18 protein-coding genes are annotated in these 13,471 nt (G+C 68.1%); 14 read left to right on the forward strand and 4 right to left on the reverse strand.

Going from position 1 to position 13,471, the window contains the following annotated elements; genetic code table 11:
- Position 1 precedes the first annotated feature (1 nt).
- Together QF034_RS23460 and QF034_RS23465 are read right to left on the reverse strand one after the other, a co-directional pair.
- Positions 2 to 349, reverse strand: a complete 348-nt coding sequence (locus QF034_RS23460; RefSeq protein ID WP_307176812.1) for a hypothetical protein — start codon at positions 347 to 349, stop codon at positions 2 to 4.
- Positions 346 to 930 (reverse strand): DUF6232 family protein, encoded by a 585-nt coding sequence (locus tag QF034_RS23465; RefSeq protein WP_307176813.1) that lies wholly within the window; start codon positions 928 to 930, stop codon positions 346 to 348. Before QF034_RS23465 ends, QF034_RS23460 begins: the two co-directional genes overlap by 4 nt.
- 257 nt (positions 931 to 1,187) lie before the next feature.
- On the opposite strand from QF034_RS23465, the gene QF034_RS23470 reads away from it, so the two are divergent.
- From QF034_RS23470 to QF034_RS23480, 3 genes are read left to right on the forward strand one after another with little or no spacing between them, the layout of a single operon-like run.
- The gene (locus tag QF034_RS23470) at positions 1,188 to 1,703 is read left to right on the forward strand and encodes a hypothetical protein (RefSeq protein WP_307176814.1); all 516 of its coding nucleotides are present in this window, start codon (positions 1,188 to 1,190) and stop codon (positions 1,701 to 1,703) included.
- A 19-nt stretch (positions 1,704 to 1,722) separates the two neighbouring features.
- A complete protein-coding gene (locus tag QF034_RS23475; RefSeq protein ID WP_307176815.1) occupies positions 1,723 to 2,736 on the forward strand; it encodes a hypothetical protein in 1,014 nt (337 codons plus the stop codon).
- A 29-nt stretch (positions 2,737 to 2,765) separates the two neighbouring features.
- The gene (locus QF034_RS23480) at positions 2,766 to 3,227 is read left to right on the forward strand and encodes a hypothetical protein (RefSeq protein ID WP_307176816.1); all 462 of its coding nucleotides are present in this window, start codon (positions 2,766 to 2,768) and stop codon (positions 3,225 to 3,227) included.
- Positions 3,228 to 3,669: 442 nt separating this feature from the next.
- Here the strand turns inward: QF034_RS23480 and QF034_RS23485 are convergent, their stop codons facing one another.
- Positions 3,670 to 3,969: a PLD nuclease N-terminal domain-containing protein gene (locus QF034_RS23485; RefSeq protein WP_307176817.1), complete on the reverse strand. Its 300-nt coding sequence runs from the start codon at positions 3,967 to 3,969 to the stop codon at positions 3,670 to 3,672.
- Between the two features lie 69 nt (positions 3,970 to 4,038).
- On the opposite strand from QF034_RS23485, the gene QF034_RS23490 reads away from it, so the two are divergent.
- A complete protein-coding gene (locus QF034_RS23490; protein WP_307176818.1) occupies positions 4,039 to 5,490 on the forward strand; it encodes a menaquinone biosynthesis decarboxylase in 1,452 nt (483 codons plus the stop codon).
- On the forward strand, positions 5,487 to 6,389 hold the full coding sequence (mqnP, locus tag QF034_RS23495; protein ID WP_307176819.1) for a menaquinone biosynthesis prenyltransferase MqnP: 903 nt from the start codon (positions 5,487 to 5,489) through the stop codon (positions 6,387 to 6,389). Before QF034_RS23490 ends, mqnP begins: the two co-directional genes overlap by 4 nt.
- Here mqnP and QF034_RS23500 read toward each other — a convergent pair.
- Positions 6,379 to 6,984, reverse strand: a complete 606-nt coding sequence (locus QF034_RS23500) for a rhomboid family intramembrane serine protease (protein WP_307176820.1) — start codon at positions 6,982 to 6,984, stop codon at positions 6,379 to 6,381. The genes mqnP and QF034_RS23500 overlap by 11 nt on opposite strands.
- A 90-nt stretch (positions 6,985 to 7,074) precedes the next feature.
- On the opposite strand from QF034_RS23500, the gene QF034_RS23505 reads away from it, so the two are divergent.
- From QF034_RS23505 to QF034_RS23540, 9 genes are all read left to right on the forward strand, one after another.
- Positions 7,075 to 7,761, forward strand: coding sequence for a UbiX family flavin prenyltransferase (locus QF034_RS23505; protein WP_307176821.1), 687 nt, complete (start codon positions 7,075 to 7,077; stop codon positions 7,759 to 7,761).
- A gap of 79 nt (positions 7,762 to 7,840) precedes the next feature.
- Complete coding sequence (locus QF034_RS23510; protein WP_059424549.1) at positions 7,841 to 8,296, forward strand: Lrp/AsnC family transcriptional regulator; 456 nt, start codon at positions 7,841 to 7,843, stop codon at positions 8,294 to 8,296.
- 37 nt (positions 8,297 to 8,333) lie between these two features.
- Positions 8,334 to 9,497: an aminofutalosine synthase MqnE gene (mqnE, locus tag QF034_RS23515; RefSeq protein ID WP_307176822.1), complete on the forward strand. Its 1,164-nt coding sequence runs from the start codon at positions 8,334 to 8,336 to the stop codon at positions 9,495 to 9,497.
- A gap of 24 nt (positions 9,498 to 9,521) precedes the next feature.
- Positions 9,522 to 10,172 carry a UdgX family uracil-DNA binding protein gene (locus tag QF034_RS23520; RefSeq protein WP_307176823.1) on the forward strand — a complete coding sequence of 217 codons (651 nt, stop codon included), beginning with the start codon at positions 9,522 to 9,524 and terminating at the stop codon, positions 10,170 to 10,172.
- A 16-nt stretch (positions 10,173 to 10,188) separates the two neighbouring features.
- Positions 10,189 to 10,713 (forward strand): GNAT family N-acetyltransferase, encoded by a 525-nt coding sequence (locus QF034_RS23525; RefSeq protein ID WP_307176824.1) that lies wholly within the window; start codon positions 10,189 to 10,191, stop codon positions 10,711 to 10,713.
- A gap of 107 nt (positions 10,714 to 10,820) precedes the next feature.
- On the forward strand, positions 10,821 to 11,120 hold the full coding sequence (locus QF034_RS23530; protein ID WP_307176825.1) for a DUF4229 domain-containing protein: 300 nt from the start codon (positions 10,821 to 10,823) through the stop codon (positions 11,118 to 11,120).
- Between the two features lie 141 nt (positions 11,121 to 11,261).
- Positions 11,262 to 11,363, forward strand: coding sequence for a putative leader peptide (locus tag QF034_RS41560; RefSeq protein WP_370880839.1), 102 nt, complete (start codon positions 11,262 to 11,264; stop codon positions 11,361 to 11,363).
- Between the two features lie 60 nt (positions 11,364 to 11,423).
- Positions 11,424 to 12,725 carry a dicarboxylate/amino acid:cation symporter gene (locus tag QF034_RS23535; RefSeq protein ID WP_307176826.1) on the forward strand — a complete coding sequence of 434 codons (1,302 nt, stop codon included), beginning with the start codon at positions 11,424 to 11,426 and terminating at the stop codon, positions 12,723 to 12,725.
- Positions 12,726 to 12,803: 78 nt separating this feature from the next.
- Positions 12,804 to 13,469 carry a TetR/AcrR family transcriptional regulator gene (locus QF034_RS23540; protein ID WP_307176827.1) on the forward strand — a complete coding sequence of 222 codons (666 nt, stop codon included), beginning with the start codon at positions 12,804 to 12,806 and terminating at the stop codon, positions 13,467 to 13,469.
- Positions 13,470 to 13,471: the final 2 nt, after the last annotated feature.

Raw genomic sequence — 13,471 nt, forward strand, 5'->3', positions numbered from 1 at the left:
GCTACTGCCCGCCCAGCATCTGCAGGATCCGGTTGGCCGCCTCCGCCACCGGCTGGCCCACGGCCCCGACGGCCGCGGCGATCGCGGCGACAGCCATCAGCGCACGGTGCCGTTCCTCGGGAGGCGCGGCGTCAGCCGACAGCACCGGCAGGGAATCGTCGATGAGCTGCGCGCTGGGCTGCGGAAGCTGATCGCGCAACTCGCGGACACCCTGGAGCAGTTCGGCGATGGCCAGCCGCAGGGTGGGATCCATCGCGTCGCCGGTCGCGCCGTTCTTCACGATGCCCGTGTTGCCGCTGCCGCCGTGCATGTTGACGTTGTCGCCGTAGTAGTAATTGTTGCCGCTCATGCCGCGATCCCCACGTTCCCGCTGCCGCCGTACATGTTCACGTTGTCGCCGAAGTGGTAGTTGGTGGGCGAGTTGATGGTGAGCTGCTCCACCGTCACCTGGAACTCGGTGTCGGGGTTCTCCAGTGCGCCCGCCACGTAGCCCACGAGCTGGTCGAGGTGCTGCGGGGTCCGGCTGGTGACCATGGCGGTGGACGGGCCGGCCGTCTCGATGGCGAGGACGTAGTGGGACGGCGCCGTGACCACGGAGAGCATGTCGACGAAGAAGTAGATCAGCGCCGCACCGGAGCAGATCCATACGAAGATGATCAGTCCGCCGCCGCTGCCGCTGGACTGACTACCTTCGTACGAGGACATCCCGCTGTCGCCGGCCTCGTTCGCGAGGGAGATCAGGCCGCCGATGATCGACAGGCCGATGGCCACGGCCAGGATGATCCCGGTGCGTGCGAGGAAGCGGAAGACCGCCTCCTTGCGCTTCGGACGGAGGGTGAACGTGTACACCCGCGCGATGTTCCGCAGCGGGTAGGCCGCCGCGCCGACCCATAACAGCCGCTTGCTGACGCGCAGTTCGATGTCCGTCATGGCGCGCGGCGGGGTGGAGGGCGGGGGTGGGACGTCCCACTGCCCCGGTGGCTGCCCTGTTTCCATCAAGTCCCCCTGAGAGTCGGCGAGTTCCAAGTGACAGCCGTAACTGTCCGAAGACTATTGACGACCATGCGTTGCCCGAGAGCAAGTCGTTTCACTGGGCTCAGCAGGTCTCGATCAGGCAACGTTCATGGTCATGACATCTACTTGGTGTGAAGATCCTCCTCCCATGTGTGACCGATCGAGGAGATGTGATGAGGGGTATGCCCTTCAAGACGAAGATGGCCGCCTGCGCCACCTCATTCGCGGCAGTGGCAGCGGTGATGGCGACCGCCGGCCCGGCGAATGCGGCGGAGTACACCGTCATGGACAACTGTGACGTTCCGTGGATCAACTGCTCGTACGGCGACTTGTGGCTGTTCTACAACTCGAAGGACATCGCCGTCCAGGGCGGCTACTACAAGTCGGCGTTCACGACGTTCTACGGCAACGTGTCCGACCACTGGGGTACGAGCCAGTACCAGGGTTCGTCACTGTCGACCTACCGGTACGTGTTCGGCAACGGCGGCAATGGCAACGGCCAGTACATGAAGAACAATTCGGCTTCCGTGCAGAACTGCGCCCGGGACGACAACTACCGCGTGTACTACAACTCCGGCTACGGCGGCACGTCTCAGTACTTCGCGAAGAACGGCCCTTACGGAGACTGCAACATCACCGACCTGATCTCCGCCCTGAAGAACAACAACGCCTCCTCCCACTTCGCGTAAAGCACAAGAAGGAACCCCCGTGAAGCACATCAAGCGGACCGCCGCCGTAATAGCCCTGACCGCTTCTGCCTGCCTGCTCAGCGCCTGCTCCTCCGGCACCACCCCGGACACCACGAAGAACGCGGCCGACGGCAGACCGATCGTGAACAAGGAAAACTGGCCCGAGAAGGTTCCCACCAGTGGCCTGACCAAGGATCTGACCCTTCCGCTGGAGGCGTACATGGCCTCCTACGAGGACCAGGTCACCATCGAGCAGGCCGCCAACGATCTCCAGCAGTCCTGCATGAAGGACTACGGCATCGACCTGACGCTGCCGAAGGCGGGCGCCAACCCGCCCCCCAGTGACAACGACGCCAACATCGAACGCCGTTACGGCATCACCGACCGGGCCGAGGCCGAGAAGTACGGCTACGAGCTCCCGCCGGCGCTGCGGGAGCACACCAAGCAGCCCATGCGTGATCTGTCCGGTGTCGAGGTGGAGGTCCTGACCGGCCACACCAAGCCCGAACTGCCCAAGGCTCCCGAGGGAGTCAAGGCGGGAGGCGTATTCGCCGGCCCCGGTCAGACGAAGCCGGCCCGGGCTGAGTACAACGGCAAGAAGGTGAAGACGGGCGGCTGCATCGGCTGGTCCAAGGAGCAGCTCGGCGTGCAGGAGGCCGACCCGATCACCGTGGCGCAGCTCGCCGGGGACAGCCTGGTGCAGTCGATGAAGGACGACAAGGTCGTCAAGGCCATCGCCGCGTGGTCTTCGTGCATGGACGGCAAGGGGCACAAGGGACTTGCCGACCCGTACAAGGCGATGGACCAGGGTGTCACCGACGACGGGGAGCCGTCGCAGGAGTCCATCGCTCTGGCGGTCGACGACATCGACTGCAAGAAGCAGACGGATCTGGTGAAGATCTGGTCTGGCGTGGAGTCCGCGATCCAGGACCAGCAGATCGCCGACAACGAGAGCCGGCTGACCGCCATCAAGGAGCAGCGCGGCAAGCAGATCGCCACCGCGCGCAAGCAGATGGCCGCTTCCACCCGGTGAAGGCCGGTGCAGTCGTGCCCGGATCGCGCATGGTCCGGGCACTGTGCCTGATGGCGGCGTGTGTGCTGGCCGCCGGGTGTACGGACGGCGGCGCCGACAAGGCACCCGCGCCGCAGCGGTCGGCGACTCCGAGCGCCGAGCAGAGCAGTCCGCAAGTGCGTCCCTCGCCGGTGCCTTCGGTGCACTCCGAAGGCCGCACACGTGTCCTGGAGTACGGAGACCTGACCGTACGTGCCACGCCGGAAGGCGGCGGTGTGCGTACCGAGATCCAGGTGGCCAATACCAACGAGCGAAAAGCGACGTACTCGGTCCAGATCAGCATCGCCGACGGTAAGGGCTGGACCGCGTACAACCGGTTCTGGCTTCAGGATGTCCCTCCGGGCAAAACCGGGACGGAGGACGCGGTGATCGGCTCGGAAGACATGGGTCCGGTGCCGCAGGTTCCGAAGATTTACGTGGATGAGTTCACCCCCCTCGTCGACCGAAAATAGATATCACTCTGCACGTGGTCGACGGCAGCTGGAAGACCGGGTTCGAGTACTGCGACATCAAGTCGGTCTGCAACATCGCCTGACAGCGGGTCCCACAGCGAAGCGTCCTGCCGGATCACGGTGATCCGGCAGGACGCTTCGTTTCGCGGGTCAGCCCGTGACCCACTCCAGCATGCGCCCTTCATGGACCGAGAAAGGCGCCGGGCGCCATGCTGGATCTGCGCGGTGTGACACCGTTGTGTTCCGAGAGAAGCGACTTCAGGTCACCGTGGAGCGGGAAACCAACTCCGCTCTCCAGCCTGGATATATCGACGTCTGACGCTCCTGGGCGGAGCGCGGAATAATCCCCGGGCGCGTTCTGTCGAAGCCACTCTTCAAATCGGCGCCACAGATCCCGCATGTTGTCCATCCTTGGTGGATCCCCACTGGACGTCGGCGACCCTCAGGGCTCATCCCGCTTGGGATCGTCGTCCCGCTTCTCTTCGTCGAGGGACTTCAGGAAGTCGGGGTTGTCGTCGGGCGCCACCCACTGCCGGGGACGCGGACGGCCCCCCGCCGCGGCACCCCGCTTCTTGCCGGCGATCAGCCAGGAGATCGAGCCGACGAGCGGGAACAGCAGCACGAGGATCGCCCACAGCGGCTTGGGCATGTGCCGGATCTCGTCGTCCTTCGTGCTGATGCAGTCGATGAACGCGTACACGCTCAGCGCCAGCGGCACGAGGAACATCAGTACCCGGAGCATGAGCGGCCTCTCAGCGAAAGCGGGTGGGCGGTTCAGGGCCAGGGTAGCCGCTCGGGGATACTGGACCGCATGGCTTACGACGATCTTCGCTCCCTGCTCAGGGCTCTGGAGCGCGAGGGCGACCTCAAGCGCATCAAGGCCGAGGTCGACCCGTATCTGGAGGTCGGGGAGATCGTCGACCGGGTGCAGAAGGCCGGCGGTCCCGCCCTGCTCTTCGAGAACGTACGCGGGTCGCGCATGCCGCTCGCGATGAACGTGTACGGCACGGACCGGCGCCTGCTGAAGGCGCTGGGCCTGAAGTCGTACGGCGAGATCTCGGAGCGGATCGGCGGGCTGCTGAAGCCCGAGTTGCCGCACGGGTTCGTCGGCGTGCGCGAGGCCTTCGGGAAGCTCGGCGCGATGACGCACGTACCGCCGAAGAAGGTGAAGGACGGACCCGTCCAGGAGGTCGTCCTCACCGGGGACGACGTCGACCTGGACCAGCTCCCCGCTCTGTTCACCTGGCCGAAGGACGGCGGCTCCTTCTTCAACCTGGGGCTCACCCACACCAAGGACCCGGAGACGGGCATCCGCAACCTCGGGCTGTACCGCCTCCAGCGCCACGACCAGCGCACGATCGGCATGCACTGGCAGATCCACAAGGACAGCCGGAACCACTACCAGGTGGCGGCCCGGCGCGGGGAGCGGCTGCCGGTCGCGATCGCCTTCGGGTGCCCGCCCGCCGTCACGTACGCCTCCACGGCCCCGCTGCCCGGGGACATCGACGAGTACCTGTTCGCCGGGTTCCTCGCGGGCAAGCGGATCGAGATGGTCGACTGCAAGACCGTGCCGCTCCAGGTGCCGGCGCAGGCGGAGGTCGTCATCGAGGGCTGGCTGGAGCCGGGCGAGATGCTGCCCGAGGGCCCCTTCGGCGACCACACCGGCTTCTACACCCCGCAGGAACCCTTCCCCGCGCTGAAGATCGACTGCGTGACGATGCGGAAGCGCCCGCTGCTTCAGTCGATCGTCGTGGGCAGGCCCCCGACGGAGGACGGACCGCTCGGCCGGGCGACGGAACGCTTCTTCCTGCCGCTGCTGAAGATCATCGTGCCGGACATCGTGGACTACCACCTGCCGGAGGCGGGCGGCTTCCACAACTGCGCGATCGTCTCGATCGACAAGAAGTACCCGAAGCACGCGCAGAAGGTCATGCACGCCATCTGGGGCGCGCACATGATGTCGCTGACCAAGCTGATCGTGGTCGTCGACTCCGACTGCGACGTCCACGACCTGCACGAGGTCGCCTGGCGGGCGCTCGGCAACACGGACTACGCCCGCGACCTGAGCATCGTCGAGGGGCCGGTCGACCACCTCGACCACGCCTCCTACCAGCAGTTCTGGGGCGGCAAGGCCGGAATCGACGCGACGAAGAAGTGGCCCGAGGAGGGCTACACGCGTGACGGCGGCTGGCCCGACATGGTGGAGTCCGATCCGGAGACGGCGGCGAAGGTGGACCGCCGCTGGAAGGAGTACGGCCTGTGACTTCCGCTTCCGCCTCGATCCCGCAGCCGGGACGCACGAAGGCGTTCCTCCGGCTGGTGATGATCGAGCACTCGGTCTTCGCGCTGCCCTTCGCCTACATCGCCGCCCTGACCGCGATGTACCAGTGGGACAAGAACGTCCACTGGGGCCGGCTGCTGCTGGTCACCATCTGCATGGTCGGCCTGCGGACCTTCGCGATGGCGGTCAACCGGATCATCGACCGCGAGATCGACGCCCGTAACCCGCGCACCGCGCACCGCGAGTTGGTGACCGGCGCGATGTCGGTCCGGCACGCCTGGACCGGGGCCCTGATCGCCCTCGTCGTCTTCCTCGGCGCGGCGGCCCTGCTCAACCCGCTGTGCCTGGCCCTGGCTCCCATCGCGGTGATCCCGATGGTGGTCTACCCGTACGGCAAGCGGTTCACGAACTTCCCGCAGGCGATCCTGGGCCTCGCGCAGTCGATGGGCCCGGTCGGCGGCTGGCTGGCCATCACGGGCTCCTGGTCCTGGGACGCGGTGCTCCTCGGTCTCGCCGTCGGCATCTGGATCGGCGGCTTCGACCTGATCTACGCCTGCCAGGACGTCGAGACCGACCGCGAGATCGGCGTCATGTCCGTCCCGGCCCGCTTCGGCATCCCGGCGGCGATCTGGGGCGCCCGGGTCTGCCACACCCTCACGACGGCCCTGTTCGTCTGGTACGCCCTCGCCACCGACGCCGGCGCCTTCTTCTGGCTGGGCCTGCTGATCGTCGCCGCCGCGTTCCTCTACGAACACACCATCGTCCGCCCCCACGACCTGTCCCGCGTGAACCGCGCGTTCTTCAGCGTCAACGGCTTCATCGGCATTGCCCTGTTCGTGTGCGCGCTGCTGGACCTGCTGGTGCGCGGCCTCACTGTGTGAGTGCGGGCGGCGTGGCCCGCGGGCGGCGAAACACGAACGCCGCCGCCACGCCCGCCAGCAGGCCCAGCAGGTGGCCCTGCCAGCTGATGCCCGTCTGGGTGGGGGCCAGGCCCGAGAGGATCGAGCCGCCCCAGATCGCGGCGATCAGGAGGCCGGCCAGGATGCCCCAGGGGCGGCGCTCGACGAAGCCGCTGACCAGGAGGAAGCCGAAGAGGCCGAAGATCAGGCCGGAGGCGCCCGCCGTGTTGGTGTGCGCCGGGGCTATGAGCCAGACGCCCAGGCCGTCGACGAGCACGATCAGCGCGCAGACCAGCAGGAAACGCCGCAGGCCCGCCAGCGCGGCGAGGAAGCCGAGGACCAGCAGCGGCACCGTGTTCGCGGCCAGATGGGCGAAGCCGAAGTGGATGAAGGCCGACGGGACGACGTCGACCAGCTCGGACGGGGCGCGCGGCGTGACACCGAGGCCGTCCAGCGCGTGCCCGCTCAGCACGTCCACCACTTCCAGCAGCCACAACAGCGCCACCCAGGCCAGCATCAGCTTGCCCGCGGCCCTCGCACGGTCGCCCCGTGACCATCCCGCTCCGGCACCAGACATGGCGGCCCCCAGTGCTCGCTCGTCCCTCCGGGGAACGCCCCGCCCCCCTTGGCCGGTTCCCACCCTGCGACGCCGGATAGGCTCGGTGTTGTGAACCCAGTCAAGCCAGGCGAGACACCGCGTACGCCTTGGATCGTAGGGGTGTCCGGCGCCTCCGGCACCCCGTATGCCGCGGCCGTGCTGCGGGCGCTCCTCGCCGCCGGCGAAAGGGTCGACCTCGTGGTGTCCCGGGCCTCCCGCCTCACCCTGCTCGACGAGACCGGGCTCTCCTTCCGGGACGCCCACTGGCAGGACGACCTGCGGGAATGGCTGTCCCGGGGCGCCGACGGCAAGCCCGGCACGTTCTCCGTGGACATCGGCGCCGTACGGCACTGGAGCGCCGGCGACCTGGCCGCCGGGCCCTCCTCGGGGTCGTACCCCACCAAGGGCATGCTGATCGTGCCCGCCTCGACCGCGAGCGTGGCCGGGGTCGCGCTCGGGCTGTCGAAGGACCTGTTGCAGCGGGCGGCGAGCGTGACCCTGAAGGAGCGCCGCCCCCTGGTCGTGGCCGTACGCGAGACGCCGCTGAACGGCCAGACCCTGCGGCACCTGGTCACCCTCGACGACGCGGGCGCGACCGTCGTGCCCGCCTCACCCGGCTTCTACGCGGGCGCGACGCATATCCAGGACCTGGTGGACTTCGTCGCCGGACGCGTGCTCGACGCGGCGGGCGTGCCGCACCGGCTTTACCGCCGTTGGAAAGGTGAGCTCGGCGGCGGAGCACACCGCGCCGAGTGAGCCACACCCCTGTACGGCATCTGTACGTCATCACAACCACAGACTTTTCGGACAACTTCAGCGGAAGGCTTCGATCGCAATGGACGCGGTGGACAGGCAGCTCATCCAGGCCCTGAGGGAGAACGGCCGGGCCTCCTACGCGGAGCTGGGACGCCTCGTCGGACTGTCGGGACCCAGCGTCACCGACCGCATCAACCGGCTGGAGGCGGCCGGTGTCATCACCGGCTACCGGGCCACCGTCGACGCCGCGTCGCTCGGCCTCGGCGTCACCGCCCTCATCGGCATCTCGCTCTCCGACGCCACGGACCACGAGGACGTGGCCCAGCGGCTGCGGGACCTCTCGGAGATCGAGGACTGCTGGTTCATCGCGGGCGACGACTCGTACATGCTCAAGGTGCGGGCGGAGAACGTGGACGGCCTGGAGAAGATCATCCGGCGGCTCAGCGGTACGAAGGGTGTGTCGCGGACGCGTACGACCATCGTTCTCTCCACGAAGTGGGAGAACCGGGTCGGAGAGCTGCCCGAAGAGGCGTAGTCGTACGGTTGGGACGTCGTCGTAGAAAGGTGTGGGCATGGATCTCGGGCTCAAGCGCGAGCTGGAGGAGAAGGTCAGGGCCGGTGAGCGGCTGACACGTGAGGACGGCATCGCGCTGTACGAGTCGGACGACCTGGCCTGGCTCGGCGGCCTCGCGCACGAGGTGCGTACGCGCAAGAACGGCGACGTCGTGCACTTCAACGTCAACCGTCACCTCAACATGACCAACGTGTGCACGGCCTCCTGCGCGTACTGCTCCTTCCAGCGCAAGCCGGGGGAGAAGGACGCGTACACGATGCGCATCGAGGAGGCCGTCAAGCTCGCCAAGGCGATGGAGAGCGAGAACCTCACCGAGCTGCACATCGTCAACGGGCTGCACCCGAACCTGCCGTGGCGCTACTACCCGCGCTCGCTGCGGGAGTTGAAGGCCGCCCTGCCGCACGTCTCGCTGAAGGCCTTCACGGCGACCGAGATCCACCACTTCGAGACCATCTCCGGGATGAGCGCGTCCGAGATCCTGGACGAGCTGATCGACGCGGGGCTGGAGTCGCTGACCGGTGGCGGTGCGGAGATCTTCGACTGGGAGGTCCGGCAGCACATCGTGGACCACCGGACCCACTGGGAGGACTGGTCCCGGATTCACCGGCTCGCGCACGAGAAGGGTCTGAAGACCCCCTGCACGATGCTGTACGGCCACATCGAGGAGCCGCGGCACCGGGTGGATCACGTGCTGCGGCTGCGTGAGCTGCAGGACGAGACCGGGGGTTTCCAGGTCTTCATTCCGCTGCGGTACCAGCACGACTTCGTCGACATGCAGGACGGCAAGGTGCGGAACCGGCTGCAGGCCCGGACGCAGATGGCGACCGGGGCGGAGGCTCTCAAGACCTTCGCGGTCTCCCGCCTCCTCTTCGACAACGTCCCGCACGTCAAGGTCTTCTGGGTCATGCACGGCGTGCAGACCGCGCAGCTCGCGCTGCAGCACGGTGCCGATGACATGGACGGGTCGGTCGTCGAGTACAAGATCACGCATGACGCGGACAACTTCGGTACGCCGAACAAGCTGACCCGTGAGGATCTGCTGGATCTCATTCGCGATGCGGGGTTCCGGCCGGTGGAGCGGAATACGCGGTACGAGATCATTCGGGAGTACGAGGGTCCCGACCCGAAGCTGCGCGAATCGCCGCAGCCGATGCGGGTGTGAGCCTGGGCGGGGTACCCGGAGGGCATGGTTGCCATCAAGGCGCCTGAAGACGCCTATACCGCAGAACCCTTCGTTCCAGATCGCGGCGGGTTGCCCGCCCTGAGGCGTGCCGCCGCCGAGTGTCGTGGTTGCCCCTTGCACCGGGACGCCACCCAGACCGTTTTCGGGGCCGGGAACAAGGACGCTCGCGTCATGCTCGTGGGAGAGCAGCCCGGGGATCAGGAGGACCGGCAGGGCAAGCCCTTCGTCGGGCCCGCCGGGCGGCTTCTGGACCGGGCCCTGGAGGAGGCGGGCATCGATCCTTCCGAGGCCTACGTCACCAACGCGGTCAAGCACTTCAAGTTCACCCAGGCCGAGCCGCGCAAGCGCCGGATCCACAAGGCGCCCAGCCTGCGTGAGATGACCGCGTGCGGCCCCTGGCTGGCCGCCGAGCTCGCGGTCGTGGAGCCGGAGCTGATCGTCGTGCTCGGGGCCACCGCCGGGAAGGCGCTGCTCGGGTCCTCCTTCCGGGTCACGCAGGTGCGGGGCACGGTGCTTCAGGAGGAGATCCACGGCCGGCCGGAGCGGCTGGTGCCGACGGTGCATCCGTCGTCGGTGCTGCGGGCGGACGACCGCGAGGCGGCGTACCGGGGGCTGCTGTCGGACCTGAAAGTGGCGGCGCAGGTTCTGGCGTAATAGCTACAATCTGCGCATGCCCCTTACCTTCACCTTCGATCCTGCCGTCACGCCCGACCTGCGTGACGGCATCCTCGACCTGTGGGCCGACGTCTCCAACGCGGGCGGTGCCGTCGGCTTCGTGCCGCCGGTGACGCCGGAGGACATCCGTCCCTGGCTGACGCGGCACTTCGCGTCGATGGCGGAGGGGCAGGTCAGGCTGCTCGTCGGACACGACGAGGAGGGGCGCGTCGCGGCGACCGCGTTCCTCACCCTCAACACGCACCACCTGATGACGCACTGGCTGTGGCTCTACACGGTGATGGTGCATCCGCGTCATCAGGGCAAGGGGTACGGGCGTGATCTGCTGGCGGCGGCTGCCGACGCGGCCCGGGGGCTCGACGGCATCGAGGCGATCCGCCTCACCTGCCGCGGGGGTCTCGGCCTGGAGCGCTTCTACGAGTCCTGCGGCTACAAGGAGGTCGGCCGGATCCCCGGCGCGATCCGGGTGGCGCCCGGCGACGACCGGGACGACATCATCATGCTGCTGCCGCTGGCCTGAACCCGGCGGCCCCGCACCCCCCTGCAAGATCGGCCGCCCGGCGTGCTTCACTGGACGGTGCCCCTTTGGGTGCGTTCTGGCCGTTCGAACCGGAAGAGTGGATTGAGATGCTCCGCTACACGCTGATGCGCCTCGGCATCTTCGCAGGCTGCCTCGTGGTCGTCTGGGGCCTCGTCTACTCCGGCCTCGCCCCGCGCGGTCTCGGCGCCAGCAACGGCCTGTGGATCGTCATGCTCGCCCTGCTGCTCTCCGCGCCGATCAGTTTCGTCGTGCTGCGCAAGGAGCGGGACCGGGCGTCCGTGCAGATCGTGCAGCGGGTGGACCGGATGAAGGCCAACCTGGAGGCCAACCGCAACCAGGAGGACGTCGCCGACGAGTCGTCCCGGGCGCAGGGGCAGACCTCGTAAGGCCCCCGCACCGGCGTACAGCGCCCCGTTTCCGTACTTGCTCGGAAACGGGGCGCTTTGTCATGTGTGGGTAGGGTCGCGTTTCCGCCTGTCAAAGCCAGGCTTTGAGGTCCTCAAAGTTCAGGTGTTAAGGTCGATGTCATGAAGTCAGCAGTCGCGCCCCCCATGCCTCCGAGCGTTTTGCTCGTGGCGCGCCTGCACGTGGATCTCTGTCGGTGCGCGTCCGCTATCCGCCGTCCCTGACGTAACGCAACCCCCGTCTCCCACGTCAGTCCCTACGCGTCCCCCCAACGGAGCCAGTCCGTGTCCTCACACACGAAGTCCTTCAAGGTGCCCTTCTGGGCCCAGATCATCGCCGGTCTCGTCCTGGGTGTGCTGCTCGGCTGGCTCGCCCGCAGCCAGGACCTGTCCTGGCTGGTCACGACCCTGGAGAAGGTCGGCGACACGTTCATCGGCCTGCTGAAGCTCGCCGTCGCCCCGCTCGTCTTCTTCGCGATCCTGGTCTCGATCACCAACCTGCGGAAGGTCAACAACGCGGCCCGCCTGGCCTCGCGCACCCTCCTGTGGTTCATGGCCACGTCGTTGATCGCGGTGAGCATCGGCCTGGTCATCGGTCTGGTCACCAACCCGGGCGCCGGCACCGGTCTCACCCCCAAGGACGGTGCGAAGCCGGAGGACACCGGCTCCTGGATCGACTTCCTGACCGGCATCGTGCCGACCGACGTCATCACGCCGTTCACCGAGCTGAACGTGTTGCAGATCGTCTTCATGGCCGCCGTCGCCGGTATCGCCGCCCTCCAGCTCGGCGAGAGGGCCCAGCCGATCCTCACCCTCAGCGAGTCCGTGCTCGAACTGCTGCAGAAGGCACTGTGGTGGGTCATCCGGCTCGCCCCGCTCGGCACCGTCGGCCTCATCGGCAACGCCATCGCCACCTACGGCTGGGACCTGATCGGCAAGTACGCGACGTTCACCGCCGACATCTACGTCGGCTGCCTCATCGTGCTGTTCGGCGTCTACCCGACGCTGCTCGCGACCGTCGCCAAGGCCAACCCGGTCCAGTTCTTCAAGGGCGCCTGGCCCGCGATCCAGCTGGCCTTCGTCTCCCGCTCGTCCGTGGGCACGATGCCGCTGACCCAGAAGGTCACCGAGCGGCTCGGCGTGCCGAAGGAGTACGCCTCCTTCGCCGTGCCGTTCGGCGCGACGACCAAGATGGACGGCTGCGCCGCGATCTACCCGGCCATCGCCGCGATCTTCGTCGCCCAGATCTTCGACATCCAGCTGGGCGTCGGCGACTACCTGCTGATCGCGTTCGTCTCGGTGGTCGGCTCCGCCGCCACGGCCGGTCTCACCGGCGCGACGGTCATGCTGACCCTCACCCTCTCCACCCTCGGCCTGCCGATGGAGGGCGTGGGCCTGCTCCTCGCGATCGACCCGATCCTGGACATGATCCGCACCGCGACCAACGTCGCCGGTCAGGCCCTGATCCCGGTCCTGGTCTCCGCCCGCGAGAACCTGCTCGACCGCACGGCCTACGCCACGGCCGACGGCTCCTCGCTGGACGAGCCGCGCGACGCACAGCCCGAACAGGTTCCCGCCGCGGCCTGACGCACCGACGCCCCCTGGCCTGTCCTCCTCCGGTTTCCCGCGGCGAGGGCCGGCCAGGGGGACCGTACGCTAAGCGGTATGGGTGCCGTGAAGACCAAGCGGATGCCGCGTGCGGTCCGTGAACAGCAGATGCTGGACGCCGCCGTGCAGATCTTCGGACAGCGCGGGTACATGGCCGCGTCGATGGACGAGATAGCCGAACTCGCGGGCGTGTCCAAGCCGTTGGTCTACCTGTACCTGAACTCCAAGGAAGACCTCTTCACCGCCTGCATCCGCCGCGAGGCCACGGCGCTCGTCGAGGCCGTGCGCGCCGGTGTCCGGCGCGATCTGCCCGCCGACCGGCAACTCTGGGAAGGGCTCGGCGCGTTCTTCGCGCACACCGCGCGCAACCCGGACGCCTGGGCGGTCCTGCACCTCCAGGCCCGCACGCACGGCGAGCCGTTCGCCGCCGAGGTCGCCGCGATGCGCGAGGAGATCGTCGCGTTCGTGACCCAGCTGATCCTCGCCGCCGCGCGCGAGGCACACCGCGACCCCGACCTCCCGGAACGTGAGGTCGCCGGCCTCGCCGAGGCCCTGGTCGGCGCCGCCGAGTCGCTCGCCGCCTGGGCCAACGCCACCCCGGGCGTCACCGCCCGCCAGGCCGCGGCCACGATGATGAACTTCGCCTGGGCGGGCCTGGGCGACCTCATGGCGGGGCGGCCCTGGTCACCGCCGGAGGAGCGGGCGGGGACGCAGGCGGAGTAACG

This window comes from Streptomyces africanus, assembly GCF_030816955.1.
GTDB classification, from domain to species: domain Bacteria; phylum Actinomycetota; class Actinomycetes; order Streptomycetales; family Streptomycetaceae; genus Streptomyces; species Streptomyces africanus.

What these genes read in the sequence shown, in the direction of transcription:
- QF034_RS23485 (WP_307176817.1), bottom strand. Translation starts at nt 3,969, where the DNA reads ATGCTCCGGGTACTGATGTTCCTCGTGCCGCTGGCGCTGAGCGTGTAC.
- QF034_RS23490 (WP_307176818.1), top strand. Translation starts at nt 4,039, where the DNA reads ATGGCTTACGACGATCTTCGCTCCCTGCTCAGGGCTCTGGAGCGCGAG.
- QF034_RS23530 (WP_307176825.1), top strand. Translation starts at nt 10,821, where the DNA reads ATGCTCCGCTACACGCTGATGCGCCTCGGCATCTTCGCAGGCTGCCTC.
- QF034_RS23470 (WP_307176814.1), top strand. Translation starts at nt 1,188, where the DNA reads ATGAGGGGTATGCCCTTCAAGACGAAGATGGCCGCCTGCGCCACCTCA.
- QF034_RS23525 (WP_307176824.1), top strand. Translation starts at nt 10,189, where the DNA reads ATGCCCCTTACCTTCACCTTCGATCCTGCCGTCACGCCCGACCTGCGT.
- mqnE (WP_307176822.1), top strand. Translation starts at nt 8,334, where the DNA reads ATGGATCTCGGGCTCAAGCGCGAGCTGGAGGAGAAGGTCAGGGCCGGT.
- QF034_RS23510 (WP_059424549.1), top strand. Translation starts at nt 7,841, where the DNA reads ATGGACGCGGTGGACAGGCAGCTCATCCAGGCCCTGAGGGAGAACGGC.
- QF034_RS23520 (WP_307176823.1), top strand. Translation starts at nt 9,522, where the DNA reads ATGGTTGCCATCAAGGCGCCTGAAGACGCCTATACCGCAGAACCCTTC.
- QF034_RS41560 (WP_370880839.1), top strand. Translation starts at nt 11,262, where the DNA reads ATGAAGTCAGCAGTCGCGCCCCCCATGCCTCCGAGCGTTTTGCTCGTG.
- QF034_RS23465 (WP_307176813.1), bottom strand. Translation starts at nt 930, where the DNA reads ATGACGGACATCGAACTGCGCGTCAGCAAGCGGCTGTTATGGGTCGGC.
- QF034_RS23480 (WP_307176816.1), top strand. Translation starts at nt 2,766, where the DNA reads ATGGTCCGGGCACTGTGCCTGATGGCGGCGTGTGTGCTGGCCGCCGGG.
- QF034_RS23500 (WP_307176820.1), bottom strand. Translation starts at nt 6,984, where the DNA reads ATGTCTGGTGCCGGAGCGGGATGGTCACGGGGCGACCGTGCGAGGGCC.
- QF034_RS23540 (WP_307176827.1), top strand. Translation starts at nt 12,804, where the DNA reads ATGGGTGCCGTGAAGACCAAGCGGATGCCGCGTGCGGTCCGTGAACAG.
- QF034_RS23460 (WP_307176812.1), bottom strand. Translation starts at nt 349, where the DNA reads ATGAGCGGCAACAATTACTACTACGGCGACAACGTCAACATGCACGGC.